Annotated in this window: 20 protein-coding genes; 7 read left to right on the top strand and 13 right to left on the bottom strand. The window is 69.8% G+C overall.

The features are described 5' to 3' along the window. The first annotated feature begins 30 nt into the window (after positions 1-30). Both IEZ15_RS08390 and IEZ15_RS08385 read left to right on the top strand, forming a co-directional pair. Entirely contained in the window at positions 31-2,904 is a 2,874-nt protein-coding gene (locus IEZ15_RS08390) for an SCO1167/SCO6262 family helicase (protein WP_229845795.1), read from the top strand. Further along, entirely contained in the window at positions 2,901-4,193 is a 1,293-nt protein-coding gene (locus IEZ15_RS08385; RefSeq protein ID WP_189275470.1) for an SWIM zinc finger family protein, read from the top strand. Before IEZ15_RS08390 ends, IEZ15_RS08385 begins: the two co-directional genes overlap by 4 nt. Positions 4,194-4,670: 477 nt before the next feature. Here the strand turns inward: IEZ15_RS08385 and IEZ15_RS08380 are convergent, their stop codons facing one another. The 4 genes from IEZ15_RS08380 to IEZ15_RS08365 form a co-directional block, all read right to left on the bottom strand. Beyond that, entirely contained in the window at positions 4,671-5,999 is a 1,329-nt protein-coding gene (locus tag IEZ15_RS08380) for a class I SAM-dependent RNA methyltransferase (RefSeq protein WP_189275469.1), read from the bottom strand. A 100-nt stretch (positions 6,000-6,099) separates the two neighbouring features. Next, the gene (locus tag IEZ15_RS08375; protein ID WP_189275467.1) at positions 6,100-8,148 is read right to left on the bottom strand and encodes an APC family permease; all 2,049 of its coding nucleotides are present in this window, start codon (positions 8,146-8,148) and stop codon (positions 6,100-6,102) included. A gap of 112 nt (positions 8,149-8,260) precedes the next feature. Continuing rightward, positions 8,261-9,319, bottom strand: a complete 1,059-nt coding sequence (locus IEZ15_RS08370; protein ID WP_189275465.1) for a 1-aminocyclopropane-1-carboxylate deaminase — start codon at positions 9,317-9,319, stop codon at positions 8,261-8,263. A gap of 131 nt (positions 9,320-9,450) precedes the next feature. Beyond that, on the bottom strand, positions 9,451-10,107 hold the full coding sequence (locus IEZ15_RS08365) for a GntR family transcriptional regulator (protein WP_114247123.1): 657 nt from the start codon (positions 10,105-10,107) through the stop codon (positions 9,451-9,453). Between the two features lie 262 nt (positions 10,108-10,369). Between IEZ15_RS08365 and IEZ15_RS08360 the strand changes: the two genes are divergently transcribed. Beyond that, positions 10,370-11,038 (top strand): potassium channel family protein, encoded by a 669-nt coding sequence (locus IEZ15_RS08360; RefSeq protein WP_026242838.1) that lies wholly within the window; start codon positions 10,370-10,372, stop codon positions 11,036-11,038. After that, positions 11,038-11,715, top strand: coding sequence for a potassium channel family protein (locus tag IEZ15_RS08355; protein WP_189275463.1), 678 nt, complete (start codon positions 11,038-11,040; stop codon positions 11,713-11,715). Before IEZ15_RS08360 ends, IEZ15_RS08355 begins: the two co-directional genes overlap by 1 nt. Before the next feature lie 80 nt (positions 11,716-11,795). Here the strand turns inward: IEZ15_RS08355 and IEZ15_RS08350 are convergent, their stop codons facing one another. The 6 genes from IEZ15_RS08350 to IEZ15_RS08325 form a co-directional block, all read right to left on the bottom strand. Beyond that, positions 11,796-12,560: a DUF3159 domain-containing protein gene (locus tag IEZ15_RS08350; RefSeq protein WP_189275460.1), complete on the bottom strand. Its 765-nt coding sequence runs from the start codon at positions 12,558-12,560 to the stop codon at positions 11,796-11,798. Positions 12,561-12,563: 3 nt separating this feature from the next. Next, positions 12,564-12,980: an OB-fold nucleic acid binding domain-containing protein gene (locus IEZ15_RS08345; protein ID WP_093898969.1), complete on the bottom strand. Its 417-nt coding sequence runs from the start codon at positions 12,978-12,980 to the stop codon at positions 12,564-12,566. A gap of 99 nt (positions 12,981-13,079) precedes the next feature. Beyond that, a complete protein-coding gene (locus IEZ15_RS08340) occupies positions 13,080-13,772 on the bottom strand; it encodes a response regulator (protein WP_189275930.1) in 693 nt (230 codons plus the stop codon). 70 nt (positions 13,773-13,842) lie between these two features. After that, positions 13,843-16,386, bottom strand: coding sequence for a DUF4118 domain-containing protein (locus tag IEZ15_RS08335; protein WP_189275458.1), 2,544 nt, complete (start codon positions 16,384-16,386; stop codon positions 13,843-13,845). 156 nt (positions 16,387-16,542) lie between these two features. Further along, on the bottom strand, positions 16,543-17,292 hold the full coding sequence (locus IEZ15_RS08330) for an ABC transporter ATP-binding protein (protein WP_189275456.1): 750 nt from the start codon (positions 17,290-17,292) through the stop codon (positions 16,543-16,545). An 83-nt stretch (positions 17,293-17,375) separates the two neighbouring features. Further along, the gene (locus tag IEZ15_RS08325; protein ID WP_373302522.1) at positions 17,376-17,597 is read right to left on the bottom strand and encodes a hypothetical protein; all 222 of its coding nucleotides are present in this window, start codon (positions 17,595-17,597) and stop codon (positions 17,376-17,378) included. 6 nt (positions 17,598-17,603) lie between these two features. Between IEZ15_RS08325 and IEZ15_RS08320 the strand changes: the two genes are divergently transcribed. The 3 genes from IEZ15_RS08320 (at position 17,604) to IEZ15_RS08310 (ending at position 20,389) form a co-directional block, all read left to right on the top strand. Further along, complete coding sequence (locus IEZ15_RS08320) at positions 17,604-17,855, top strand: hypothetical protein (RefSeq protein ID WP_189275454.1); 252 nt, start codon at positions 17,604-17,606, stop codon at positions 17,853-17,855. 146 nt (positions 17,856-18,001) lie between these two features. Next, on the top strand, positions 18,002-18,910 hold the full coding sequence (locus IEZ15_RS08315; protein WP_189275452.1) for a M28 family peptidase: 909 nt from the start codon (positions 18,002-18,004) through the stop codon (positions 18,908-18,910). Positions 18,911-18,931: 21 nt separating this feature from the next. Continuing rightward, on the top strand, positions 18,932-20,389 hold the full coding sequence (locus IEZ15_RS08310; protein ID WP_189275450.1) for a M1 family metallopeptidase: 1,458 nt from the start codon (positions 18,932-18,934) through the stop codon (positions 20,387-20,389). 30 nt (positions 20,390-20,419) lie between these two features. Here IEZ15_RS08310 and IEZ15_RS08305 read toward each other — a convergent pair whose 3' ends face one another. From IEZ15_RS08305 to kdpA, 3 genes are read right to left on the bottom strand one after another with little or no spacing between them, the layout of a single operon-like run. Further along, positions 20,420-21,088, bottom strand: coding sequence for a potassium-transporting ATPase subunit C (locus tag IEZ15_RS08305; protein WP_189275447.1), 669 nt, complete (start codon positions 21,086-21,088; stop codon positions 20,420-20,422). A gap of 6 nt (positions 21,089-21,094) precedes the next feature. Continuing rightward, positions 21,095-23,221, bottom strand: coding sequence for a potassium-transporting ATPase subunit KdpB (gene kdpB, locus IEZ15_RS08300; RefSeq protein WP_189275446.1), 2,127 nt, complete (start codon positions 23,219-23,221; stop codon positions 21,095-21,097). Next, a complete protein-coding gene (gene kdpA / locus IEZ15_RS08295; RefSeq protein WP_114247112.1) occupies positions 23,218-24,882 on the bottom strand; it encodes a potassium-transporting ATPase subunit KdpA in 1,665 nt (554 codons plus the stop codon). Before kdpA ends, kdpB begins: the two co-directional genes overlap by 4 nt. Between the last annotated feature and the right edge of the window lie 6 nt (positions 24,883-24,888).

Genomic DNA, 24,888 nt, shown 5'->3' with positions numbered 1-24,888 from the left:
ACCGCCTGGACGACGGTGAGGCGAAAGAGAGTGGCACGAGTCCTCGTACGGGAGCAGAGCACAGGCACGAGGAGCGTGCCGCGATGGGCCGCACCGGAGTCGGCTGCCTGGGCGCGGAGTCGGCTCAACGACGGCTGGGCGGCGGTGTTCCTGCCCGGCGAGCCCGCCCGCCTCGGCCGATTGCTGCTCTGGCAGCCCGCAGGGGCAGCCACTGCCGAGAGCATGGCACCCGCGGTCGTCGAGCCCGAGGCGGCGGAGCTCGTGCTGCCGCACGGCCGCTCGGTCAGACGGCGCAAGGTGGAGGGCTACGCACTGCCCGTCGCCCTCGCTGTCGCCGCGCTGTCCGGGGCACAGCCGCCGCACCCGTCCGCCGCCGCCTGGCAATCCGCCGCCCGCTTGGCGCTGCGACTGCTCGCCGACGGCCGCCTCCACCCGGCCCTCACCGACGCCGGCTACGACACCTGGAAGGCGGGCCCCTTCACCGCCGCCCAGCGGCAGACTCTGGACGCCCTCGCCGCCGCCTTCCCGCCCCACGCCCACTGCCTGCCCGAGCCTGGGCCCACACCACTGCGGATCACGGAACCGGCCGCACTGGTACGCCAGTTCTGCGACGCGGTCGCCGACGAACTGGTCCGTACCCCGGCCGCTGCGCTCGCCATGGGAGCCCTGCCGTACGCCTGGCGCGAGACGCGTGCCGTGCCCGCCCTGCGCGAGTGGGCCGAGGAGACCACTGCCGCGTTCACCGCCGACGTCAGGGTCTCGCTGCGGGTCGACGTACCCGAGGGGCGACGTCGGCAGTTCCGGGCCGTCCTCCAGCTGCACACCGCGGCGGATCCGGCGCTCGTCGTGGAGGCCGCACGGCTGTGGAGCGAACCGGCCGAAGTGGAGCGGCTGCTCGGCCCGCGCGCCGAGACCGAGACGCTGCTCGCACTACGCCGCGGCGCCCGCGCCTGGCCACCGCTCGACCGGCTGTTGAAGGACGCCGCTCCGGACCAGCTGCGGCTGACCGACGACGAGGCCCTCGACCTGCTGGGCGACGCCACCGACACCCTGCGCGCCGCCGGTATCGACGTGCACTGGCCACGCGAGCTGGTCAAGGCACTCACCGCGACCGCGGAAATCGGGCAACGCACCGCGCCTGGCTCCAGCGCGGCCGGCATGCTCGACGCCGACACGCTCCTCGACTTCCGCTGGCAGCTCTCGCTCAGCGGCGACCCGCTCACCGAGGCCGAGATGGACGCCCTCGCCGAGGCTCGCCGCCCCCTCGTCCGGCTGCGCGACCAGTGGGTGGTCGCCGACCCGAAGCTGGTGGCCCGCGCCAGGCGCCGCCGGATGCAGCCGCTCACCCCCATGGAGGCACTGGGCGCCGCGCTGACCGGCGAGGTGGAGCGGGACGGGGAGGCTCTTCGCTGCGCGGCGGTGGGAGCACTCGGCAACCTCGTCGCCCGTATCCGCGACCCCGAATCCCGCGCCCCCGCCCCGCAGCCCGCCGCTCTGAAGGCCACGCTGCGCGACTACCAGAAACGGGGCCTCGCCTGGCTGGCCGAGATGTGCGAGCTCGGTCTCGGCGGCTGTCTCGCCGACGACATGGGCCTGGGCAAGACCATCACCCTGCTCGCTCTGCACCTGCACCGCCAGACCGACGGCGTCACCGCGGGCCCCACGCTCGTCGTCTGCCCCGCCTCACTGCTCGGCAACTGGCAGCGCGAGGCAGCCAGGTTCGCACCGTCCACCCCCGTGCGCCGCTACCACGGCGGCGACCGCCACCTGAAGGACCTGGCCGGGGACGAGATCGTCCTGGTCACCTACGGAGTGCTGCGCCGCGACCGGGAGACCCTCGCCGAGAACGCCTGGTCGCTCATCGCCGCCGACGAGGCCCAGCACGTCAAGAATCCCTACGCCGTCACCGCCCGCGAGCTGCGCGCCCTGCCCGCCCGCGCCCGCGTCGCCCTCACCGGCACCCCCGTGGAGAACAACCTCTCCGAACTGTGGGCGCTCCTCGACTGGACCACCCCCGGACTCCTCGGCCCGCTCACCGTCTTCCGCGACCGCCACGCCCGAGCGATCGAGTCGGGCGAGGACCCGCAGGCCGCCGAACGGCTGTCCCGTCTCGTCCGCCCGTTCCTGCTGCGCCGCAGGAAGTCCGACCCGGGCATCGCGCCCGAACTGCCCGCCAAGACCGAAACCGACCGTGTCGTACCGCTGACCGCCGAACAGGCAAGCCTGTACGAGGCGGTGGTCCGCGAAACCATGGCAAAGATCGCCGAAGCCGAGGGCATCGCCCGCCGCGGCCTGATCCTGAAGCTCCTCACCGCGCTGAAGCAGATCTGCAACCACCCCGCCCAGTACCTGCGCCAGTCCACACCGCTGCAGGGCCGGTCCGGCAAACTGGCACTGCTCGACGAACTGGTCGACACCCTCACCGCCGAGGGCGAGTCGGTGCTGGTCTTCACCCAGTACAAGCAGATGGCGACGCTACTGGAGAAGCACTTCGCGGAACGAGGCGTCCCCACCCTCTTCCTGCACGGCGGCACCCCCGTCACCGCGCGCGAGGAGATGGTGGACCGCTTCCAACGCGGCGAGGTACCGGTGTTCCTGCTCTCCCTGAAGGCCGCGGGCACCGGCCTCAACCTCACCCGGGCCACCCATGTCGTGCACTACGACCGCTGGTGGAACCCGGCCGTCGAGGACCAGGCCACCGACCGTGCCTACCGCATCGGCCAGGACAAGCCCGTACAGGTCCACAAACTCCTTGCGGAGGGGACCGTGGAGGACAAGGTGGCGAAGCTGCTCGAATCCAAGCGCGCGATCGCCGACGCCGTGGTCGGCTCCGGTGAGGCCGCTCTGACCGAACTGTCCGACGCCGATCTCGCCGAACTGGTCGCCCTGGGGAGGCAGTCATGAGCCCCTCGGTCCCCGGCCCGCGCCGCGCGCCCACCCGCGGCAGGCGTGCCTTCGCCGCGACCTGGTGGGGCCAGGCATGGGTAACGGCCCTTGAGGACTCCACCCTGGACTCGGGGCGCCTGTCCCGCGGACGCACCTACGCCCGCCAGGGTATGGTCGGGCCCGTCACCATCGCCCCCGGCCAGGTCAAAGCCGCTGTCCAGGGCAGCAGGCCCCGTCCCTACCGCTCCGCCGTCCACCTGCCCGTCCTCACCGACGCCCAGTGGGACACCCTCCTCGACACCATCGCGGCCCGGGCCGGGCATCTCGCCGCACTCCTCGACGGCGAGATGCCCGCCGAACTCGTCGACGACGCCCGCCACGCCGGCGTCCCCCTGCTGCCGCAACCCACCGAACTCGACCCCGAATGTTCCTGCCCCGACTGGGGCTACCCCTGCAAACACGCCGCCGCGCTCTGCTACGTCATCGCCGCGACCATCGACGCCGACCCCTTCGTGGTGTTCGCCCTGCGCGGCCGCGGACGGGAGGAGGTCCTCGCCCGGCTGCGCGCCCGCCGTACGGCCGCCCAGGCGACCTCCACCCCACCGGCCCCGGCCGGCCTCCCGGCCGCGGGCACCTACGCAGCCTGGGCCGCACTGGCCGAACACACTCCGCCCCTTCCCGAACTCCCCGAACCGGCGCCCCACACCGCCGCGCTGCCCGCCGCCCCGCCACCCGGCACCGGTCTGTCCACCGCGGACCTCGAACGCCTCATGGCGGACACCGCCACACGCGCTGCACGAGTGCTCAAGGGTGACACCACCAGCCTGCATCTGTCCCAGCACGAGGACGCGACACGGATCGCCGCGAGCAACTGCGGCCCCGAGTGGTTCCACCACCTCATCCAGAACACCGGTGCCAAACCGACCGCGTTCGTCCGCCTCACCCGCGCCTGGCGGTATGGCGGCCCAACCGGCATCACCGTCGCCGAACAGCCCCACACCCCCGACCCGACGGCGATGACAGCCGCCCGCACCGCCCTGACCGAGGCCCTCGCCGAAATGACCACCACCCCGGTCGCCCTCAGGACCTGGCGCAACCGCCTCACGCTCACCGACCACCGCATCCAGCTGCGCCTGGGCCCCGACACCCGCTGGTACCCCTACCTCCAGCATGACGACGGCGACTGGTGGCCGGCAGCGCCGGCCGATCCGGACCCCGTCACGGCGCTCACCTCCGTCTGGCAGCAGACCGAGGCCGTGTCCGGGAACAGGGGTGTGCGCCCCGGTCTGCGGGGGGACGGGCGGTGACCGGCCTCCCGCCGACGCGGGCGTACCGCGCCCTTCTACCAGTACGGGCGGTGGCGCCGGCGCAAGATGGTGCTCCAGCGGCTGGAGGAAAGCCGGCGACCTCTCGTGACTCGCCGCCATCCTCGACATCCGGCCCGGCTCCATCACCGACTCGACCGATGATGCAAGCTCCCCGCGTTCGGTCTCAGGGTACGCAGTCACACCGGCGGCCGAGCCCGGTGACCGCCTGACCACTGGGCGGTCAGATCTCCGCCAGTACACTTCGACCACTACGCGTGGACGATGCGGCGACGCGTCCCGAGTCGGCGTCATTCGAGCGTCAAGACTTCTCGGCGCCACCAAGACACTCGCGCCGTCAGGACCGCACACTGTCACAAAACCGCAGGTCAAGGGGTCTACCACGGAGGAACCGTCCGCTCGACCCGGTGCAGGCAGGCAAACAGGTCGAGCGAACCACCCACGCCGCAAACCCGCAGGTCAGGAGCCCTTAGCAGCCGGCTCCAGGATCGCGACGCACTCCACATGGTGCGTCATCGGAAACAGATCGAACGCCCGCAGCGTCCGCACCTTGTACCCGCCCTCGCGGAAGTACGCCAGGTCGCGGGCGAGGGCCGCCGGGTCGCATGCCACATACGCGATGCGGCGGGCACCGAGGCCGGCCAGGTGCTTGACCGTCTGCTTGCCGGCGCCTGCGCGCGGGGGGTCGAGGACGATCAGGTCGGTCTCGGTGATGCCGGTGCGCGGCAGGACCTGGTCGACCTTGCCGTGCTCGATGCGGACCCGTTCCAGGTCCTTCAGGTTGTGCCGGGCGTCCTCGACGGCGCGCTTGCCGGACTCGATGCCGAGGACCGCACCCTTCTCGCCGATGCGCTGGCCGATGGCGCCCGCGAACAGGCCGACGCCGCAGTAGAGGTCGAGGGCGGTGTCGCCCTTGCGGGGCAGCAGGCCCTGCATCACGGCGCGGACGAGGGTGTTGGCGGCTTGCGGGTGGACCTGCCAGAAGCCGCCCGAACCGACCCGGTAGGTACGGTCGTCGGCGCGCTCGCGGACGAAGGCGCGGCCGTGCACGCGGTGGACGCCGCCGTCGCGCTCGTCGACGCGCAGCACCGAGACGGGCTTGTCGAGCTCGACGAGGGGCAGCCGGCCGCCGGGCCTCGGGGTGAGGATCACCTGGCGGTCGTGGGAGCCGGTGGCCGCGATTGCTTCCACCGAGGCCATGCCGGGCCATTCCCGCTTCTCGATGCCGAGTTCGGTGACGCCGGGGGCCGCGATCAGGCAGCGTTCGATCGGCTCCACGTCGTGCGAACGGTGCCTGCGCAGGCCGACACGGCCGTCCTCGTCGATGGCGTACTGGACCCGGGTGCGCCAGGCCGGTACCTCGCCTGCCGGAAGCTTGTCGCCCTCGGCCGGCATGACGGTGCCGTCCCAGCCCGCCTCCTCGGGGGTGAGACCCGCGAGGCGCTGGAGCTGTTCAGCAATCACTTCACCCTTGAGCCTGCGCTGGGCGCCGGGCTTGGCGTGCTGCCAGTCGCAGCCGCCGCACTTGCCGGGACCGGCGTACGGGCAGGGCGCCTCGACACGGTCCTTGGACGCCTCGATGATCCGTACCGCGTCGGCGCGCAGGAAGCGGGAGTCGCTCTCGCCCTCGGTGACCTTGGCGATGACCTTCTCGCCGGGAAGCGTGTGCCGTACGAAGAGGACCTGGCCCTGCGACGTGCGGGCGATGCAGTGGCCGCCGTGTGCGACGGGCCCGACCTCGACCTCGTACTCCTCCCCGACCAGCGACGACGTGGGTTCGTTCTGCATGAGGGGGTGGCTCCAGAGATCAAGGGAAAAACGGCCGGACAACAACCCACGAGTCTACGTGGGTGTCGTCCGGCCGTTTACCACGAGCGGGCGGGCGCGGTCAGCCCTTGTTGGCGGGTTCCTTGGGCCTGCGCTCCACGGGTCCGCGGCGCACCGAGCCCGGTGCGTTCCACTCGGCGCGCTTCCTGGCGCGCTTCTTCGCCGCCTCGGAGGACTCCAGCTGGTACGGCACGGAGGTCACCATCACGCCCGGGGTGAACAGCAGCCGCCCCTTGAGGCGCAGGGCGCTCTGGTTGTGGAGGAGGTGCTCGTACCAGTGGCCGACCACGTACTCCGGGATGTACACGCTCACCACGTCGCGCGGGCTCTCCCGGCGCAGGCTCTTCACGTAGTCGATGACCGGCCGGGTCACCTCGCGGTACGGGGAGTCGAGGATCTTCAGCGGGATGTCGATGCCGCGCCGCTCCCAGTCGTCCTTGAGCGCCTTGGTCTCCGCCGGGTCGACGCTGATGGAGAGCGCCTCCAGCCGGTCGGAGCGGATCAGCTTGGCGTAGGCGAGGGCGCGCAGGGTGGGCCGGTGGAGCTTGGAGACCAGGACGATCGAGTGGACCCTGGAGGGCCGGATCGTCTCGTCGGACGGGGTCTCGTCGGCGGCGATCTCCTCTGCAACCCGGTCGTAGTGCTTCCGGATCGCGGTCATCGTCGCGAAGAAGATGCACATGCCGAGCAGGGCGACCCAGGCACCGTGGGTGAACTTGGTGACCAGGACGACCACGAGGACGAGGCCGGTCAGGAAGGCGCCGAAGGCGTTGATCGCACGGGAGCGGATCATGTGGCGGCGCTTGTCGGCGTCCTTCTCGGTGCGCAGGTGGCGGTTCCAGTGGCGGACCATGCCGGTCTGGCTGAGCGTGAAGGACACGAACACGCCGACGATGTAGAGCTGGATCAGCCGGGTCGAGTCGGCTCCGTAGATGACGACGAGCAGGGCGGCCGCGCCGGCGAGCAGCACGATGCCGTTGGAGAACGCGAGGCGGTCGCCGCGGGTGTGAAGCTGGCGCGGCAGGTAGCGGTCCTGGGCGAGGATCGAGCCGAGCACCGGGAAGCCGTTGTACGCCGTGTTCGCCGCGAGGAACAGCACCAGGGCGGTGGCCGCGGCGAGCACGATGAACAGGAAGCTGCCGTTGCCGAAGACGGCCTCGGCGACCTGCGTGATCACCGGGTCCTGCACATAGCCGGGGCCGACCGGCACACCGCCCTTCAGCAGGTCCTGCGCCGGGTTCTCGGCCATCCGGACGTCGGTGACCAGGGCGAGGGCGATGATGCCGACGAGCATGGTGATGGCGAGCACGCCCATCATCGAGAGCGTCGTCGCCGCGTTCTTGGACTTGGGCTTGCGGAAGGCCGGGACGCCGTTGGATACCGCCTCGACGCCGGTGAGCGCGGCACAGCCGGAGGAGAAGGCGCGCAGCAGCAGGAAGACGAGAGCGAAGCCCGCGAGGCCCTCCTGCTCCGCCTTGATGTGGAAGTCGGCGGTGGGCGCGCGCATGGTGTCGCCGAGCACGAGAGTGCGGAAGGCACCCCACGCGATCATGATGAAGACGCCCACGACGAACACGTACGTCGGAATCGCGAAGAGCGACCCGGACTCCTTGACGCCGCGCAGGTTCATCAGCGTCAGCAGGAGGATCACCGCGACGGCGCACAGCACCTTGTGCTCGACCACGAACGGGATCGCCGAACCCAGGTTCTCGATGCCGGAGCTGATGGAGACGGCGACGGTGAGGACGTAGTCCACGAGCAGCGCGCTGGCGACCGTCAGGCCGGCCTTGGGGCCGAGGTTGGTGGTGGCGACCTCGTAGTCGCCACCACCGCTGGGGTACGCGTGCACGTTCTGCCGGTACGACGCCACCACGGTGAACATCACCACCACGACCGCCAGGGCGATCCACGGGCTGAAGTGGTACGCCGACACGCCCGCGACAGACAGGACGAGCAGAACCTCGCCAGGTGCGTAGGCAACGGAGGACAGGGCGTCGGAGGCGAAGACGGGGAGGGCGATGCGCTTCGGCAGGAGCGTTTCTCCGAGCCGGTCACTGCGCAGTGCGCGCCCGATCAGGATCCGTTTGGGCACGTCGGTCAGTTTGGACACGCAGAGGATCGTAAGCGTTCCGTATGGAAGCCGCGGACCCACCACCCCCGTGGCCCCGCAATCTCCTGCGCTCGGACGAAAAAGCCATGAAATTCTTAACGAAATCCTTGCACTAAGCGTCCGCGAAAAGCGCACTGTAACCATTCAATGCGGGCTGACCGCCGAGATGTGCGTAAAGGACGGTGGAATCCCTGGCGATCTCGCCGCGCCCCACGAGGTCGATCGTTCCCGCCATCGACTTCCCCTCGTACACGGGGTCGGTGACCATGCCCTCGGTACGGGCGGCGAGCCGCATCGCGTCGAGGGTGGTGTCGTCGGGGATGCCGTACGTGCCCGCGTGGTAGCGCTCGTCCAGCTCGATGTCGTCCACGGTGAGCTCGCGCCGCACCCCGATGAGCCGTGCGGTGCCGGCCGCGATCCGGGCGATCTGCTCGCGGGTGCGAGTGGGTTCCGCGGAGGCGTCGATGCCCAGCACGCGCCGCGGACGGCCGCCCTCCTCTTCGAGCGCGGCGAAGCCCGCGACCATGCCGGCCTGGGTGGAGCCGGTCACCGAGCAGACGACGACGGTGTCGAAGAACACGCCGAGTGCGCGCTCCTGCTCGGCGACCTCGTACGCCCAGTTGGCGAAGCCGAGCCCACCGAGAGGATGGTCGGACGCGCCGGCGGGGATGGCGTACGGCCGGCCGCCGCCCTCCTCGACCTCGCGCAGCGCCTGCTCCCAGCTCTCCTTGACGCCGATGCCGAACCCGGCACGCACCAGGCGGACATCGGCACCGGCCAGGCGGCTGATCAGGATGTTGCCGACCTTGTCGTAGACGGCGTCGGGCCACTCGACCCAGCTTTCCTGGATGAGTACGCACTTGAGGCCGGCACGGGCGGCGACCGCCGCGACCTGGCGGGTGTGGTTGGACTGGACGCCGCCGATGGAGACGAGCGTGTCGCAGCCCTGCGCCAGGGCGTCGGCCACGAGGTATTCGAGCTTGCGCGTCTTGTTGCCGCCATAGGCGATGCCGGAGTTGCAGTCCTCCCGTTTGGCCCAGACCGCGGCGCCGCCGAGGTGATCGGTGAGCCGGTCGAGGCGGTGCACGGGAGAGGGGCCGAAGAGGAGGGGGTAGCGGTCGTAGGAGGAGAGAGAGGGGGAGGACGGGGCTGCGGGCGATGCGGGCGTCACGGGGGCTCCCTTGGCCGGGGGTGGCTCGGTGATGGTGGGCGGGGGTCGGTGTGGTGATGGGTCGGTGTGGTGATGGTGGTCGGCTCGTCCGCGGCCTGGCGGCTCGTGCGGGCGGTGCTCGGGCCGTCGGCCTAGTCGGCCGGTTCGTCGGCGAGTTCTTCGAGCGCCCGCCAGATCTCCGCGGTGACCCTGGCCGCGGCTTCGGCATCGCGCCCCGCGCACGCCTCGATCAGCCGGTCGTGCAGCTCCGCCGAGCCGTGTGCTGCGCCGGGCGTGCCGAACTGCCGCCACTCCAGGCGCCGGATCAAGGGCGTGTAGCGCCGGACGGTGGCGGCCACCGCGCGGTTGCCGCAGGCGGTGACGAGGACGTCATGGAGCCGGTCGTCGGCGCGCAGTGCCTCCGCCACGTCGCCGCGGCGGGTCGCGTCCCGGAAGCGGTCGTTCGCCTCGCGCATCGCGGTGATGTCCGCATCCGTGAGGAGGGGTACGGCCGTCCTGGCGGCGAGTTCCTGCATGGCCCGTACGACCGCCGCCGCGTCCCGGACGTCGCGCGGCACCAGCCGGGTCACCCGGGTGTAGCTCTGCGGCTTGGATTCGACGAGTCCCTCGCCGGAGAGCCGGGACAGTGCGTCGCGGACCGGCGCCCGGGACAGTCCGAGGCGTTCGGCGAGGTCGGCGTCGCGGACGGGGGCACCGGGCGGGATGTCGCCGCGGACGATGGCGTCACGGATCGCCTCGTACGCGGTGTCCCGCAACAGGGTCCGTCGGACGGGGCGCAGGGTCTCCATGAACTGACATGTTAGATGTCTGTAGTCGTCGTATTCAAGGGTCCGTCCCGCAGTGGCTGCATCCGGCGGTCCTCCGCGCCCCCATCACAGGGCGCGGCGAAAGCGCACTCGGATGAGGCTTCGCACTCCCGGCCGCATAAGCTCATCCTGGGCAACGGGACATACCGTTGCCCCGTTGTTTGCCCGGCAAGCTGAGGAAGAAGTGTGAGCAGGGTGTTTTCGCAGGTCAGCCGGACGATCAGGACTGCGAGGTAGGCGCAAGGTGCACATCGTCATCATGGGCTGCGGGCGAGTGGGGGCCGCTCTCGCGCAGACCCTGGAGCAGCAGGGGCACACGGTCGCCGTCATCGACCAGGACCCCACGGCGTTCCGGCGCCTCGGGTCCGGATTCGGTGGGCGGCGCGTCACCGGTGTCGGCTTCGACCAGGACACCCTCCGTGAGGCGGGGATCGAGGAGGCCGGTGCGTTCGCCGCGGTGAGCAGCGGCGACAACTCGAACATCATCGCCGCCCGGGTGGCCCGCGAGATGTTCGGCATCGAGAATGTCGCGGCGCGGATCTACGACCCCCGGCGCGCCGAGGTCTACCAGCGCCTCGGCATCCCCACGGTCGCCACCGTGCGCTGGACCGCGGACCAGATGCTGCGGCGGCTGCTCCCCTCGGGCGCCGAGCCGCTGTGGCGGGATCCGAGCGGCGGTGTGCAGCTCGCGGAGGTGCACACCACACCGTCCTGGATCGGCCACAAGATCAGCACGCTGCAGGAGGAGACGGGCGTCCGCGTGGCGTTCCTCACCCGGTTGGGCGAAGCCATTCTGCCCAGCTCGCAGACGGTGCTGCAGGAGGGCGACCTGGTCCACGTGATGATGCGTACGGACGAGATCGCAAAGGTCGAGGCGGCCTTCGCCGAGGGTCCTGAGGAGGGCGGTCACTGATGCGTGTCGCGATTGCCGGGGCCGGTGCGGTGGGCCGTTCCATCGCGGGCGAGCTGCTGGAGAACGGGCACGAGGTGCTGCTCGTCGACAAGGCGCCGACGGCCATTTCGGTGGAGCGGGTGCCGATGGCCGAGTGGCTGCTGGCGGACGCCTGCGAGATCACCTCACTCGACGAGGCGGCACTTCAACGCTGCAACGTCGTGATCGCCGCGACCGGCGACGACAAGGTGAATCTGGTCGTCTCGCTGCTTGCCAAGACCGAGTACGGCGTGCCCAGGGTCGTCGCCCGGGTCAACAACCCGAAGAACGAGTGGTTGTTCAACGAGGCCTGGGGCGTCGATGTGGCGGTCTCCACGCCGCGTCTGATGTCGGCCCTGGTCGAGGAGGCGGTGAGCGTCGGCGATCTGGTCCGGCTGCTGCGCTTCAGCCATGGCGACGCCAACCTGGTCGAGCTGACCCTGCCCCCGGAGTCGGCGCTGGCCGGCACCCAGGTCGGCGATGTGGCCTGGCCCGAGGACACCTCGCTGGTCACCATCATCCGCGGGCAGCGCGTTCTGACGCCGAGCACCGAGGAGACACTGGAGGCCGGTGACGAGCTGCTGTTCGTGGCCGCACAGGCACGCGAGGAGCAGTTGGAGGACCTGCTGTCGGTATGCCGGGGCGACTCGGAGGACTGACCGACGCAGGGCAGGCGGACGGAAGGGGCCCGGAACCGTTCTCACACGGTGCCGGGCCCCTTCCGTCTGTCGTGGGCGGTTCAGAACTCCTGGTGGCGCGTCGCGCCGGCGGCCGCCTCCGCCTTGCGGTCCTTCTCGGCCTGCTCCTGCGCCTCCATCTCCGCGAAGACATCGATGGGCGGCGGCGCCTTGGCGAGGAAGACCCAGGTCAGATAGACCGCGAGCAGGAACGGTGGGATCTTCAGGGCGACCAGGACCCAGCCGAACTGGGTGGTGTCTGCCCACCAGTACAGCGGGAAGAGGATCGCGCACTTGGCGAGCAGGATCAGCCCCCAGGCGTAGCTGGCCTTGGCGTACGCCTTCTTGCGACCGGGGTTCCTGGTGCGCCAGGAGAGGTTCTCCTTGAACACCGGGCCCAGCATCAGACCGATCAGCGGCACCCCGGCGAGGGTGGTGATCAGGTAGGCGAGTGCCAGGCCGAGCGTGTAGAGCATGCCCGGCAGATAGAAGTCCTTGGCATTGCCGGTCATCATCGCGAAGACCACACCGAAGGCCACGCCGAAGACACCGCTGAAGGCGTGCTTGACGGTGTCCCTGCGGATCAGCCGTACGGCGACGAGGACCAGGGAGACCACCAGGGCGGCGATGGCGGAGAGGTGCAGATCCTTGTTGATCGTGAAGATCGTGACGAAGAGCAGCCCGGGAACGACTGTCTCCACCATCCCCCGGACACCGCCGAACGCCTCGAAGAGCGCGGCCTCGGTGACCGCTTTCGCGTCGGCCTCCTGCTGGTCGGTGCGGGTGGTGCTGTCCTTGTCGGACGTCGGCTTGTCGAGAGACGTCACCGGCTACTCCTTGCCGAGCGGTCGGAGTTCGTATTTGGGGTTGAACAGCACCCGGCGCCCATGACTCATGGCGATCCGGCCCGAGGCGATGAGCTTGCGGCCCGGCTCTATGCCCGCGATGGAGCGCCGGCCCAGCCAGACCACGTCCAACGGCGCGGTGCCGTCGAAGAGCTCCGCCTCCAGGGCGGGCACTCCGGCTCGCGGCCGCAGGGTGACGGTCCGCAACGTACCAGTCACCTTGACGATCTGGCGGTCGGTGCATTCGGAGATCCGCGTGCACCCCGAAGCCTGCGAGTCCTCCTGCAGCTCCTCGGACTCCAGATCCTCCTGGGAGCTGGACAGCCGGTCGAGCATCCGCCGGAAGCGGCCGGACGGCTTCACAGCCTTGCCGGGCTTCTCGAATCGAGGAACAGCACTCATAACCGAAGGGTACCGGTCTCCCGTACTCCGAGCGGGTGTCCCGGGTCTCACTCGGACGAGATACTCGCAAGGGTTACGGGACAGGAACCGGTGGCCCGTTCAGCCGCGCTCGAAGCGGTAGCCCATCCCCGGCTCGGTGACGAAGTGCCGGGGGTGCGAGGGATCGGTCTCCAGCTTGCGCCTGAGCTGCGCCATGTAGACCCGCAGATAGTTGGTCTCGGTGCCGTACGAGGGCCCCCAGACCTCCTGGAGCAGCTGTTTCTGGCTGACCAGCCGGCCACTGTTGCGGACCAGGACCTCCAGCAAGTGCCACTCGGTGGGGGTGAGCCGTACGTCGCGTCCCTCGCGGTGGACCTTCTTCGCCGCCAGGTCGACGGTGAACCCCTCGGTCTCGACGACCACGACGTCGTCGGAGCCGTGCTGGCCGAGGGGTTCGGCACGGCGGACGGAGGCGCGCAGCCGGGCCAGCAGCTCGTCCATGCCGAACGGCTTGGTGACGTAGTCATCGGCTCCGGCGTCCAGGGCCTCGACCTTCTCGTCGGAGGTGTGGCGGGCGGAGAGCACCAGGATCGGCACCCGGGTCCAGCCGCGCAGCCCCTTGATCACCTCGACGCCGTCCATGTCCGGCAGCCCGAGGTCGAGGACGACGACATCGGGGTGGCGGGCGGCGGCGAGCTGGAGGGCGGTCGCGCCGTCGGGAGCGGCGTCCACCTCGTACTTGCGCGCCTTCAGGTTGATCACGAGGGCACGTACGATCTGCGGCTCGTCGTCGACCACAAGCACCCGGGTCATGGGGGCCCTGCCTTTCTGCTGTACGGCGATCTCCTGGGACGTTGCGGAGATCATGAGGTGAACTGCGAGGTCATGAGGTGACCCGCGCGGGCAGGTCGGGGCTGACGGGAACGTATCCCGATGCCGCCTTGAGGGTCAGCACCATGGTGAGGCCGCCGCCGGGGGTGTCCTCGGCGCCCAGCGTGCCGCCCATGGACTCCACGAAGCCGCGGGCGACGGCGAGGCCCAGTCCGACGCCTGCGCCGCGCGGAGCGTCGCCGTAGCGCTGGAAGGGCTCGAAGATGCGCTCCTTGGCGTCGTCGGGGACGCCGGGGCCGCGGTCGGCCACCCGTAGTTCGACGCGTCCGCCGAGCGCGCTGGCGGCCACCGTGACGCGTTCTGCGCAGGGGCTGTACTTGACGGCGTTCTCGACGATGTTGGCGACGGCCCTTTCCAGCAGCCCGGGGTCGACGTCGACCATCGGCAGGGTCTCGGGGATGTCCAGGTCCACGCTGCCCTCGGGGACGCCGCCGAGCGCCATCGGGACCACCTCGTCGAGGTCGATCTCGCGGATCAGCGGGGTGACGGTGCCGGTCTGCAGCCTGGACATGTCGAGGAGGTTGCCCACGAGGTGGTCGAGGCGGTCGGCGCCGTTCTCGATGCCCTCCAGGAGTTCGGCCTGGTCCTCGTCCGACCAGGCGACGTCGTCGGAGCGCAGGGAGCTGACGGCGGCCTTGATGGCGGCGAGCGGGGTACGCAGATCGTGGCTGACGGCGGCGAGGAGGGCCGTCCTGATCCGGTTTCCCTCGGCGAGCCGCCGGGCCTCCTCCGCCTCGTCGACCAGGCGCTGGCGGTCCAGTACGACGGCGGCCTGGGCGGCGAACGCGCCGAGCACCCGGCGGTCCTCGGCCGGCAGCACCCGGCCGGAAAGCGCGAGCGCCATGTGGTCACCGACGGGCATGTCCACATCCGCGTCCTCCGGCCGGGCCACCGGGCTCGGCCCGACGCTCCCGGCGCATGTCCACGGATCGACGTCGCTCTGCCGCTCCAGCAGGGCGACGGACTCCATGGCGAAGGTCTCGCGGACCCGCTCCAGGAGTGCGTCCAGGGTCGTCTCGCCGCGCAGCACGCTGCCGGCCAGGAAGGAGAGGATCTCCGACTCGGCGCGCAGCCTGGCCGCCTGATGGGTGCGGCGGGCCGCCAGATCGACGACCGAGGCGACCGAGACCGCCACCGCGAAGAAGATCACGATCGCGACGAAGTTCTCCGGGTCCTGCACAGTCAGGGTGTGGGTGGGCGGGGTGAACCAGTAGTTCAGCAGCAGCGAGCCGACGGCGGCCGATGCCAGGGCGGGCAGCAGCCCGCCGAGCAGGGCCGCGGCGACGGTCAGGAAGAGGAAGAGCAGGACGTCGTTGGCGAGCCCGGGGCCGCTGTCCAGGCGGATCAGGAGCAGCGTGAGCAGGGCCGGACCGCCCACACCGACCAGCCAGCCCCAGATGATCCGGACCCGGCCCAGCCGGGCGCCGCGGGCAATGGGCAGACCGCGGCCCTTGGCGACCTCTTCGTGGGTGACGATATGGACGTCGAGGTCGGGGCCGGACTCGCGGGCGACGGTGGCTCCCACGCCCGGTCCGTAGATGTACTGCCAGGCCTTGCGGCGGCTGGAGCCGAGGACGATCTGCGTGGCGTTCACCCCACGGGCGAATTCGAGGAGCGCCGACGGTATGTCGTCGCCGATGACGTGGTGGAACGTGCCGCCGAGGTCCTCCACGAGGGTGCGCTGGACGGCGAGTTCCTTGGGCGAGGCGGAGGTCAGTCCGTCGCTGCGGGCGATGTAGACGGCGAGGATCTCGCTGCCGGAGCCCTTGGCCGCCATCCTGGACGCGCGGCGGATGAGCGTACGGCCCTCGGGACCGCCGGTGAGTCCGACGACGATGCGTTCGCGGGCCTGCCAGGTGGTGCGGATGTTGTGCTCGCCGCGGTACTGCTGAAGGTATTCGTCAACCCGGTCGGCGACCCAGAGGAGGGCCAGCTCGCGCAGGGCGGTCAGGTTGCCGGGGCGGAAGTAGTTGGACAGGGACGCGTCGATCCGGTCCGGCTTGTAGATGTTGCCGTGGGCCATCCGGCGACGCAGCGCCTGGGGCGACATGTCGACGAGTTCGAGCTGGTCGGCCCTGCGGACGACCTCGTCGGGGACGGTCTCGCGCTGCCGTACGCCGGTTATGGCCTCGACGACGTCGCCGAGTGATTCCAGGTGCTGGATGTTGACGGTGGAGATCACGTCTATGCCGGCCTGGAGGAGCTCCTCGACGTCCTGCCAGCGCTTGGCGTTGCGGGAGCCCGGCACATTGGTGTGCGCCAGTTCGTCCACCAGGGCGACGGCCGGGGCGCGCTCCAGGACCGCGTCGACGTCCATCTCGGTGAAGACCGCGGAGCGGTATTCGATCTCACGGCGCCCGATCTGCTCCAGGCCGTGCAGCATGACCTCGGTGCGTGGGCGGTCGTGGTGCTCCACGAAGGCGACGACGCAGTCGGTGCCCCGTTCCACACGGCGGTGGGCCTCGGAGAGCATCGCGTACGTCTTGCCGACGCCGGGTGCCGCACCCAGGTAGATCCGAAGCTTGCCGCGTGCCATGGCCCCATTGTCTTCTCTGATCCGGCTGCCGCCGATGCGGCAGCCGGATCGAAGCTACCCCGAGGATTCTCGACAAATGGGACGGGGGGTGGGGTGAGGGACCGAATTGACAGGATTCTGACGCCTCGGACGGACCCGGCCCCCACCCCGCCCCCACTACTCGTGTTCGACGATGTGCCCGTCGCTCAGCTCCAGCACCCGGTCCGCCAGCCCCAGCAACTGCGCGTCATGCGTCGCCACCAGTGCTGTGACGCCTTCACTCCGCACCACCGCCCGCAGCAGCTCCATCACCGCGAGCCCGGTCTCCGCGTCGAGCTGCCCCGTCGGCTCGTCCGCGATCAGCAGCGCGGGGCGGTTGGCCAGCGCGCGGGCGATCGCGACGCGCTGCTGCTGGCCGCCGGAGAGTTCGCCGGGGCGCTGAGCGGCATGGTCGGCGAGGCCGACCATGGAGAGCAGCAGCGCCACCCGGTCCTCGCGCTCGCGCGGGTCCGCCTTGCGCAGCCGCATGGGTACGCCGACGTTCTCCGCGGCGGTCAGGATCGGGATCAGACCGAACGACTGGAAGATGAAGCCGATCCGGTCCCGGCGCAGCTCCAGGAGCCCCTCCTCGCCGAGTTCGGCTAGGTCCGTGCCGCCGACGGTGATCCGGCCGCCGTCGGGGCTGTCGAGGCCACCGACGAGGTTGAGGAGCGTCGTCTTGCCTGAGCCCGAGCGTCCCTTGAGTGCCACGAGTTCACCGCGCGGCACCTCGAAGGACACCCCGCGCAGCGCGTGCACGGCAGCGGCGCCGGTGCCGTACGAGCGGTGCAGGTCCTGGACCCGGACCATGGGCCCGCGGGCCGGGTCCTCGGCGACCGCCGCGCCGCTCTGCCCGCCGGTGCTCGTCCGGCCGGTGTTGTCGTTCATGCCTCTCCCCGTACGTATTCGGTCCCGTCGGCCGCCAGTATGTGCATCGGACACAGGGCTGGGCAATGGCCGAAGGACCGTGGTCAGGCGTCCGGCCGGACGCCGATGTGGTCGTCATCGGCGGGGAGGCGCACCCGGTGGCGGCCATACCGTCGCAGATGGTCGTCGGGCAGCTGCAGCCGCCCCACCCGGTCGAGTACGGCGAATTCCTCCGCGTCGCCGTCGGGGCCGCCGCCGCGCAGGGTCTTCGTGGAGATCCGGCCGTCGCGGATGCGTACCGTACGCCGCACCTGCCCGGAGACCATCGGGTCGTGGGTGACGACCAGGACGGTCGTGCCGAGTTCGTCGTTGGCGCGGCGCAGGGCGGCGAAGACGTCCTCGCCACTGGCGGTGTCGAGTTCGCCGGTCGGCTGGTGGACCGGCCGAGCATTCGCGGTGAAGGCGTCGGCGGCGAGAAGGAACAGGTTCTCGGTGTTTCCGTAGTCCCCGGCGAGGGCGCCCCGGACGGCGGGCGACCGGCCGCCTTCCCCGATTTACAAGTTGGACACCATTACCGGGCGTGACTTGACGGGCAGTCACTTCACAGCGCCGAACCGCATGGACGAATTCCTTATCGGAACACAACCGCTTCCCGACAACTTCCTGACACCGACTGACCAGCCTTGCCAGGGTCCACCGGGGCGAGTGCCCCGTCCTTGAAAGGGTACGCATGACGTTACGCAGGAGCCTTCCCGGGCTTGTCGCCGGAGCCCTCGGGATATCCCTGACCCTGTCCGCGGTCCCCGCCGCAACCGCCTCCGCGAAGGCGCAGGCCCCTACCACCCCCACCGTCTCCGAGCAGCAGGTGATGCCCCACCTGCGCGCGCTGCAGCGCATCGCCGACCGCAACGGCGGCAACCGCGCGCACGGCACGCAGGGATACGCGGACTCGGTGGCGTATGTGAAGAGCGCCCTGGACCGGGCCGGCTTCCGCACGAAACTGGTCCCCTTCACCTACAACGGCGCCACCGGCAACAACCTGATCGCCGACTGGCCCGGCGGCGACCCGGATCACGTGCTGCTGACCGGCGCCCACCTCGACAGCGTCAAGGAGAGCCCGGGGATCAACGACAACGGCTCGGGCTCGGCCGCGGTCCTGGCCACCGCCCTTCAGGTGGCCAAGTCCCGTCTCACCCCCGAGCGGCACCTTCGGTTCGCATGGTGGGGCGCGGAGGAACCGGGGCTGATCGGCTCGGCGGACTACGTCGGGAAACTCTCCGGGGCCGAGCGCCGCAGGATCGACGTCTACCTCAACTTCGACCAGGCGGGCAGCAAGAACACCCAGCAGTGGCTCGTGGTCCACGACGACGAGCACGGCGAGACCGAAGCCCAGCAGGCGTTCGAGTCATGGTTCGCCGAACGGAACATCCCCACGTTCGACATCGGCGTCGGCGGTTCGGACCACGAGTCGTTCGGAAACGCCGGCATCCCGTCGTCCGGCTTCAGCACCGGTATCTCGGACTGCATCCACGAGGCGTGCGACAACCTCGCCAACGTGGACCCGAAGACGGAGACGACCAGCACCGATGCCCTCATCGGCGTGCTGTGGAAACTCGCCGCCACCATTGCCCGACGCTGACCCCCATCCCAGGAACGAGACATGCGCAGACTGCTGAACCGACGCCGCAGAGCCGCCGTTGCCTTCGTGGCCGCTGTGGTGAGCGGCGTCGTCCTGGCCACCGTCCCCGCCTCCGCCGCCATCGGCGGCCCGGGCGTCGGTGATCCGTACTTCCCCGACGACGGCAACTCCGGCTACGACGTGGCCCACTACGACGTCCGTATCGCCTACGACCCGGCGCGCACCGACCACTTGGGCGGCGACACCACCGTCACCGCCCGCGCCCTGACCGGCCTGGACCGCTTCACCCTGGACCTCAAGGGCTTCACCGTGGCATCGGTCACGGTGGACGGCACCCCGGTGAAGGCATTCTCCCGGTCCGGGGCCCATGAGCTGGTCATCACCCCGGCCCGCCCGGTCGTGCAGGGCACGACGTTCGCGGTCCGGGTGAAGTACGCGGGCAAGCCCGACGCCGAGGGCTGGCACACGCTGAAGAGCGGCGGCGCGTACGTGACGGGCGAACCACATGCCGCGACCTCCTGGTATCCCGCCAACGACCACCCGTCCGACAAGGCCACCTTCTCCCTCACCGCGACGGTGCCCGACGGCTGGACGGTCATCGGCAACGGCCTGCCCGGCCCGGCCACTGCCAAGGACGGCAGAAAGACCTTCCGCTGGTTCGAGGACAAGCCGCTGGCGACGTACGTCAGCACCGTCGCCATCGACAGGTTCACCGTCCACCGGGGAAAGACGGCCGCCGGAACACCGGTCATCACGGCATACAGCCCGGACACCGTCATCGACCCGGACGCGGAGGCCGAGCAGACGGAGATTCTGGACTTCCTGACCGCGAAGTTCGGCCCGTACCCCTTCTCCTCGGCGGGCGCCATCGTCGTCGGCGCCACGAAGGAGCCCACCGGCGGCCCCCTCGACCTGGAGACGCAGAGCCGCCCCACGTACGGCGCGATGCTCTTCGACGCCTCGGTGGTCCACGAGAACACCCACCAGTGGTTCGGCGACAGCGTGTCGTTCGAGGACTGGCGGGACGGCTGCGTCGCGGAGTGCTTCGCCCAGTACGCCGGGCAGTTGTGGGAGGAGCACAAGGGCGCCGACCTCGACAGTTACTACTACCGGCCCGAGGTCGAGAACAACAGGAACGACCCGTCCTTCTGGTCCACCAAGCTCTATGACCCGGGCCGGGGAAAGGAGCTGGATCGCGCGCTGTACTTCAAGGGCTCCCTGATGCTGCACGCCCTGCGGCGCACGGTCGGTGACGACGCGTTCTTCCGGACGCTCAGGGCCTGGACCCGCGACCACGCGTACGGCAACGCCTCGTTCCGGCAGTTCGAGGCGCTGGCGGCGAGGGTCTCGGGCAAGGACCTCAAGGGCTTCTTCGGGGCGTGGGTCGACGGCACTGTCATCCCGCCGGAGAAGTACCTCTATCCGGGCAGCCCGGGCACGCCGACCCGCTGGACCGGCGCGGGGGCCCCAACGGCCTGAGGCCGGCCACCACGGCCGGCCTCAGTGCCCTCAAGCCCCGTTCACCAGTTGCTTGAGTGCGATGTTGAGCTGGAGGACGTTGACCCTCGGCTCTCCCACGAAGCCGAGGATCCGCCCGTCGGTGTGCTGCTCGACGAGCTTGTCGACCTGAGCGGCGTCTAGGTGGTTGCGCTCGGCGACGCGGCGTACCTGGAGGTGTGCGTATGCCGGGGAGATGGCGGGGTCGAGTCCGGAGCCGGAGGAGGTGACGGCGTCGGCGGGCACGTCCGCGGGGTTGACGGGGTGGCCGGGGACGGAGTTGTCCTTGACGACGGCGGCCTTGGCGGCGGTGACCCAGTCGATGAGTTCCTTGTTGTCGCCGGAGCGGTTGGTCGCACCGGAGAGGATCAGTTTGTACTGGGTGTTGACGCTGTTGGTGCCGAGTCCGTTGGAGGGGCGCGGCTGGAACCACTTGAGGTCCGGGGCCGCGGTTTCCTGTCCCTTCTTCAGCGGCAGGTCGTAGCGCTGGCCGATGAGTTCGGAGCCGACGACCTTGCCGTTGGAGCTGATCTCGGAGCCGTTGGCCTTGTCGGGGAAGATGCCCTGGGCGATGCCGGTGACGGCGAGCGGGTAGATGACGCCGCACACGACGGTGAGGACGAGCAGGGCGCGCAGTCCGGCCCAGAGCAGCCGGGCGGTGTTTCCTACGGAGTTGTTCATGGCAGGTCAGCCGATTCCGGGGATGAGGGAGATGATCAGGTCGATGATCTTGATGCCGATGAACGGGGCGACCAGGCCGCCCAGTCCGTAGATCCCGAGGTTGCGGCGGAGCATCGAGTCGGCGCTGCTGGGCCGGTAGCGCACGCCCTTCAGGGCGAGCGGCACGAGCGCGATGATGATCAGCGCGTTGAAGACGACCGCGGACAGGATCGCGGACTGGGGCGAGGACAGCTGCATGATGTTGAGCTTGTCCAGGCTGGGGTAGGCCACCGCGAACATTGCCGGGATGATCGCGAAGTACTTCGCGACGTCGTTGGCGATCGAGAAGGTGGTCAGGGCTCCGCGGGTGATGAGGAGCTGCTTGCCGATCTCGACGATCTCGATCAGCTTGGTGGGGTTGGAGTCCAGGTCCACCATGTTGCCGGCCTCTTTTGCGGCCGAGGTACCGGTGTTCATGGCCACGCCGACATCCGCCTGAGCCAGCGCCGGTGCGTCGTTGGTGCCGTCACCGGTCATCGCGACGAGTTTGCCGCCGGCCTGCTCCCGCTTGATGAGGGCCATCTTGTCCTCGGGGGTGGCCTCGGCCAGGAAGTCGTCGACGCCTGCTTCCTCGGCGATCGCCTTCGCGGTCAGCGGGTTGTCCCCGGTGATCATGACGGTCTTGATGCCCATGCGGCGCAGCTCGTCGAAGCGCTCCCGCATGCCTTCCTTGACGACGTCCTTGAGGTGGATGACACCCAGGACCCGGGCGCCGTGCTCGTCCTCCAGGGCGACCAGCAGCGGTGTGCCGCCGGCCTGCGAGATCTGGTCGGTGAGTGCCTGCGCGTCCTGCGAGACGCTGCCGCCGCGCTCCTTCACCCAGGCGACGACCGAACCGGTCGCGCCCTTGCGGACCTTGCGTCCGTCGACATCCACACCCGACATGCGGGTCTGGGCGGTGAACGCGACCCACTCGGCGTGCCGCAGCTCGCCCTGGTGCCGTTCGCGCAGCCCGTACTTGTCCTTGGCGAGCACGACGATGGAGCGGCCCTCGGGAGTCTCGTCGGCGAGTGAGGACAGCTGGGCGGCGTCCGCCAGTTCGGCCTCGGTCGTGCCCTTGACCGGGAGGAATGCGGCGGCCTGGCGGTTGCCGAGCGTGATGGTGCCGGTCTTGTCGAGGAGCAGGGTCGAGACATCCCCCGCGGCCTCGACGGCCCGCCCCGACATGGCCAGGACGTTGCGTTGCACCAGCCGGTCCATGCCGGCGATACCGATCGCCGAGAGCAGCGCGCCGATGGTCGTCGGGATCAGGCAGACCAGCAGTGCGGTCAGCACGATCATCGACTGCTTCTGGCCCGCGTAGATCGCGAAGGGCTGCAGGGTGACGACGGCGAGGAGGAAGACGATGGTGAGGGACGCCAGGAGGATGTTCAGGGCGATCTCGTTGGGTGTCTTCTGCCGGGCGGCGCCTTCGACCAGGGCGATCATCCGGTCGATGAACGTCTCGCCGGGCTTCGTGGTGATCTTGATGACGACCCGGTCGGAGAGCACCTTCGTACCCCCGGTGACGGCCGAGCGGTCACCGCCCGACTCCCGGATGACCGGTGCCGACTCGCCCGTGATCGCGGACTCGTCCACACTCGCGACACCCTCGACGACATCCCCGTCACCGGGAATGATGTCACCGGCCTCGCAGACCACCAGATCACCGATGCGCAGTTCGGTCCCCGGCACCCGCTCCTCGTTCGTGCCGGTCAGCCGCCGGGCGACGGTGTCGGTCTTGGCCTTGCGCAGCGTGTCGGCCTGCGCCTTGCCGCGCCCCTCGGCGACCGCCTCCGCCAGGTTGGCGAAGATCGTCGTGAGCCACAGCCAGACCGCGATCGCCCAGCCGAACCAGTCGCCCGGATCCAGTACCGCGAGCACGGTGGTGAGCACCGAGCCGATCAGCACCACGAACATCACGGGTGACTTGACCATCACCCGGGGATCGAGCTTGCGGACGGCGTCCGGGAAGGACTTGAGCAGTTGCTTGGGGTCGAACAGGCCCCCGCCGACGCGTCCTTCGCTCTGGTGGCCCGTGGGCGCGTCCTGGTGCGGTGCCCGGGTGGGGGTGACAGTGGACATCGAGTCCTCTTGCTTCAGACGAGTGGTCATGACGCCAGCCCTTCGGCCAGCGGCCCCAGCGCGAGTGCCGGGAAGTAGGTCAGCCCGGTGATGATCAGGATCGTGCCGACCAGCAGCCCGCTGAACAGCGGCTTGTGCGTGCCCAGGGTTCCCACGGTCGCCGGTACGGGCTTCTGCTCGGCGAGCGAGCCGGCCAGCGCCAGCACGAACACCATCGGCAGGAACCGGCCCAGCAGCATCGCCAGGCCGATCGTCGTGTTGAACCACTGGGTGTCCGCGTTGAGTCCGGCGAACGCCGAGCCGTTGTTGTTGGCGCCGGAGGTGTAGGCGTACAGGATCTCCGAGAAGCCGTGAGCCCCTGTATTCGTCATCGAGTGGGGCGGGGTGGGCAGGGCCATCGCCGCGGCGGTGAAGCACAGCACCAGAGTCGGCGTGACCAGGATGTAGCAGGCCGCGAACTTGATCTCCCGCGTGCCGATCTTCTTCCCCAGGTATTCCGGCGTACGGCCGACCATCAGACCGGCGATGAACACCGCGATGATCGCCATGATCAGCATTCCGTAGAGCCCCGACCCCGTACCACCGGGAGCGATCTCACCGAGCTGCATGCCCAGCATCGTGATCCCGCCGCCGAAGCCCGTGAACGAGGAATGGAACGAGTTCACCGCACCCGTCGATGTCAGCGTCGTGGCCACCGCGAAGATCGAGGAGCCACCGATCCCGAACCGGGTCTCCTTGCCCTCCATCGCCCCGCCCGCAATATCGAAAGCGGGCCCGTGGTGGGCGAATTCCGTCCACATCATCAGCGCGCTGAACCCGAGCCAGATGATGCCCATCGCCGCCAGGATCGCGTAGCCCTGCTTCAGCGAACCGACCATCCGCCCGAACGTGCGGGTCAGCGCGAACGGAATCACCAGGATCAGAAAGATCTCGAAGAGGTTCGACAGCCCGTTGGGGTTCTCGAACGGGTGGGACGCATTGGCATTGAAGTAGCCGCCGCCATTCGTACCCAGCTCCTTGATGACCTCCTGCGAGGCCACCGCGCCACCGTTCCACTGCTGCGAGCCGCCCATGAACTGCCCGACCTCATGGATGCCGGAGAAGTTCTGGATCGCACCACAGGCCACGAGCACCAGCGCCCCGATCACGGAGATCGGAATCAGGATCCGTACCGTGCCGCGCACCAGGTCGGACCAGAAATTGCCCAGCTCACCCGTGCGGGAGCGGGCGAAGCCACGTACCAGCGCCACCGCGACGGCGATACCGACGGCGGCCGAGACGAAGTTCTGCACCGCCAGGCCGCCGGTCTGGACGACATGGCCCATGGCCTGCTCGCCGTAGTACGACTGCCAGTTGGTGTTCGCGACGAACGACGCCGCCGTGTTGAACGCCTGATCGGGGTCGATCGAGGAAAAGCCCAGCGAGCCGGGCAGACTGCCCTGCACCCGCTGCAGCAAATAAAGGAAGAGGACGCTCACCGCAGAGAAGGCGAGCACCCCACGCAGATACGCGGGCCAGCGCATCTCCGTGTTCGGATTGGCACCGATGGCCTTGTATATCCACTTCTCCACCCGGAGGTGCTTCTTCGAGGAGTAGACGCCGGCCATGTAGTCGCCGAGCGGACGGTACGCCAGACCCAGCGCCACAACGAGCGCGAGCAGCTGGAGCACACCAGCGAGGACGGGGCTCATATCGGG

The organism is Streptomyces atratus, assembly GCF_014648655.1.
Taxonomy (GTDB): domain Bacteria; phylum Actinomycetota; class Actinomycetes; order Streptomycetales; family Streptomycetaceae; genus Streptomyces; species Streptomyces atratus.
This window is presented reverse-complemented; position numbering and strand designations above follow the sequence as displayed.

Bases quoted from the DNA above. Each gene is read 5' to 3' on its own strand.
- IEZ15_RS08385 (WP_189275470.1), top strand. From the start codon at position 2,901: ATGAGCCCCTCGGTCCCCGGCCCGCGCCGCGCGCCCACCCGCGGCAGG.
- IEZ15_RS08380 (WP_189275469.1), bottom strand. From the start codon at position 5,999: ATGCAGAACGAACCCACGTCGTCGCTGGTCGGGGAGGAGTACGAGGTC.
- IEZ15_RS08365 (WP_114247123.1), bottom strand. From the start codon at position 10,107: ATGGAGACCCTGCGCCCCGTCCGACGGACCCTGTTGCGGGACACCGCG.
- IEZ15_RS08355 (WP_189275463.1), top strand. From the start codon at position 11,038: ATGCGTGTCGCGATTGCCGGGGCCGGTGCGGTGGGCCGTTCCATCGCG.
- IEZ15_RS08345 (WP_093898969.1), bottom strand. From the start codon at position 12,980: ATGAGTGCTGTTCCTCGATTCGAGAAGCCCGGCAAGGCTGTGAAGCCG.
- IEZ15_RS08340 (WP_189275930.1), bottom strand. From the start codon at position 13,772: ATGACCCGGGTGCTTGTGGTCGACGACGAGCCGCAGATCGTACGTGCC.
- IEZ15_RS08335 (WP_189275458.1), bottom strand. From the start codon at position 16,386: ATGGCACGCGGCAAGCTTCGGATCTACCTGGGTGCGGCACCCGGCGTC.
- IEZ15_RS08330 (WP_189275456.1), bottom strand. From the start codon at position 17,292: ATGAACGACAACACCGGCCGGACGAGCACCGGCGGGCAGAGCGGCGCG.
- IEZ15_RS08325 (WP_373302522.1), bottom strand. From the start codon at position 17,597: ATGGTCTCCGGGCAGGTGCGGCGTACGGTACGCATCCGCGACGGCCGG.
- IEZ15_RS08315 (WP_189275452.1), top strand. From the start codon at position 18,002: ATGACGTTACGCAGGAGCCTTCCCGGGCTTGTCGCCGGAGCCCTCGGG.
- IEZ15_RS08310 (WP_189275450.1), top strand. From the start codon at position 18,932: ATGCGCAGACTGCTGAACCGACGCCGCAGAGCCGCCGTTGCCTTCGTG.
- IEZ15_RS08305 (WP_189275447.1), bottom strand. From the start codon at position 21,088: ATGAACAACTCCGTAGGAAACACCGCCCGGCTGCTCTGGGCCGGACTG.
- kdpB (WP_189275446.1), bottom strand. From the start codon at position 23,221: ATGACCACTCGTCTGAAGCAAGAGGACTCGATGTCCACTGTCACCCCC.
- kdpA (WP_114247112.1), bottom strand. From the start codon at position 24,882: ATGAGCCCCGTCCTCGCTGGTGTGCTCCAGCTGCTCGCGCTCGTTGTG.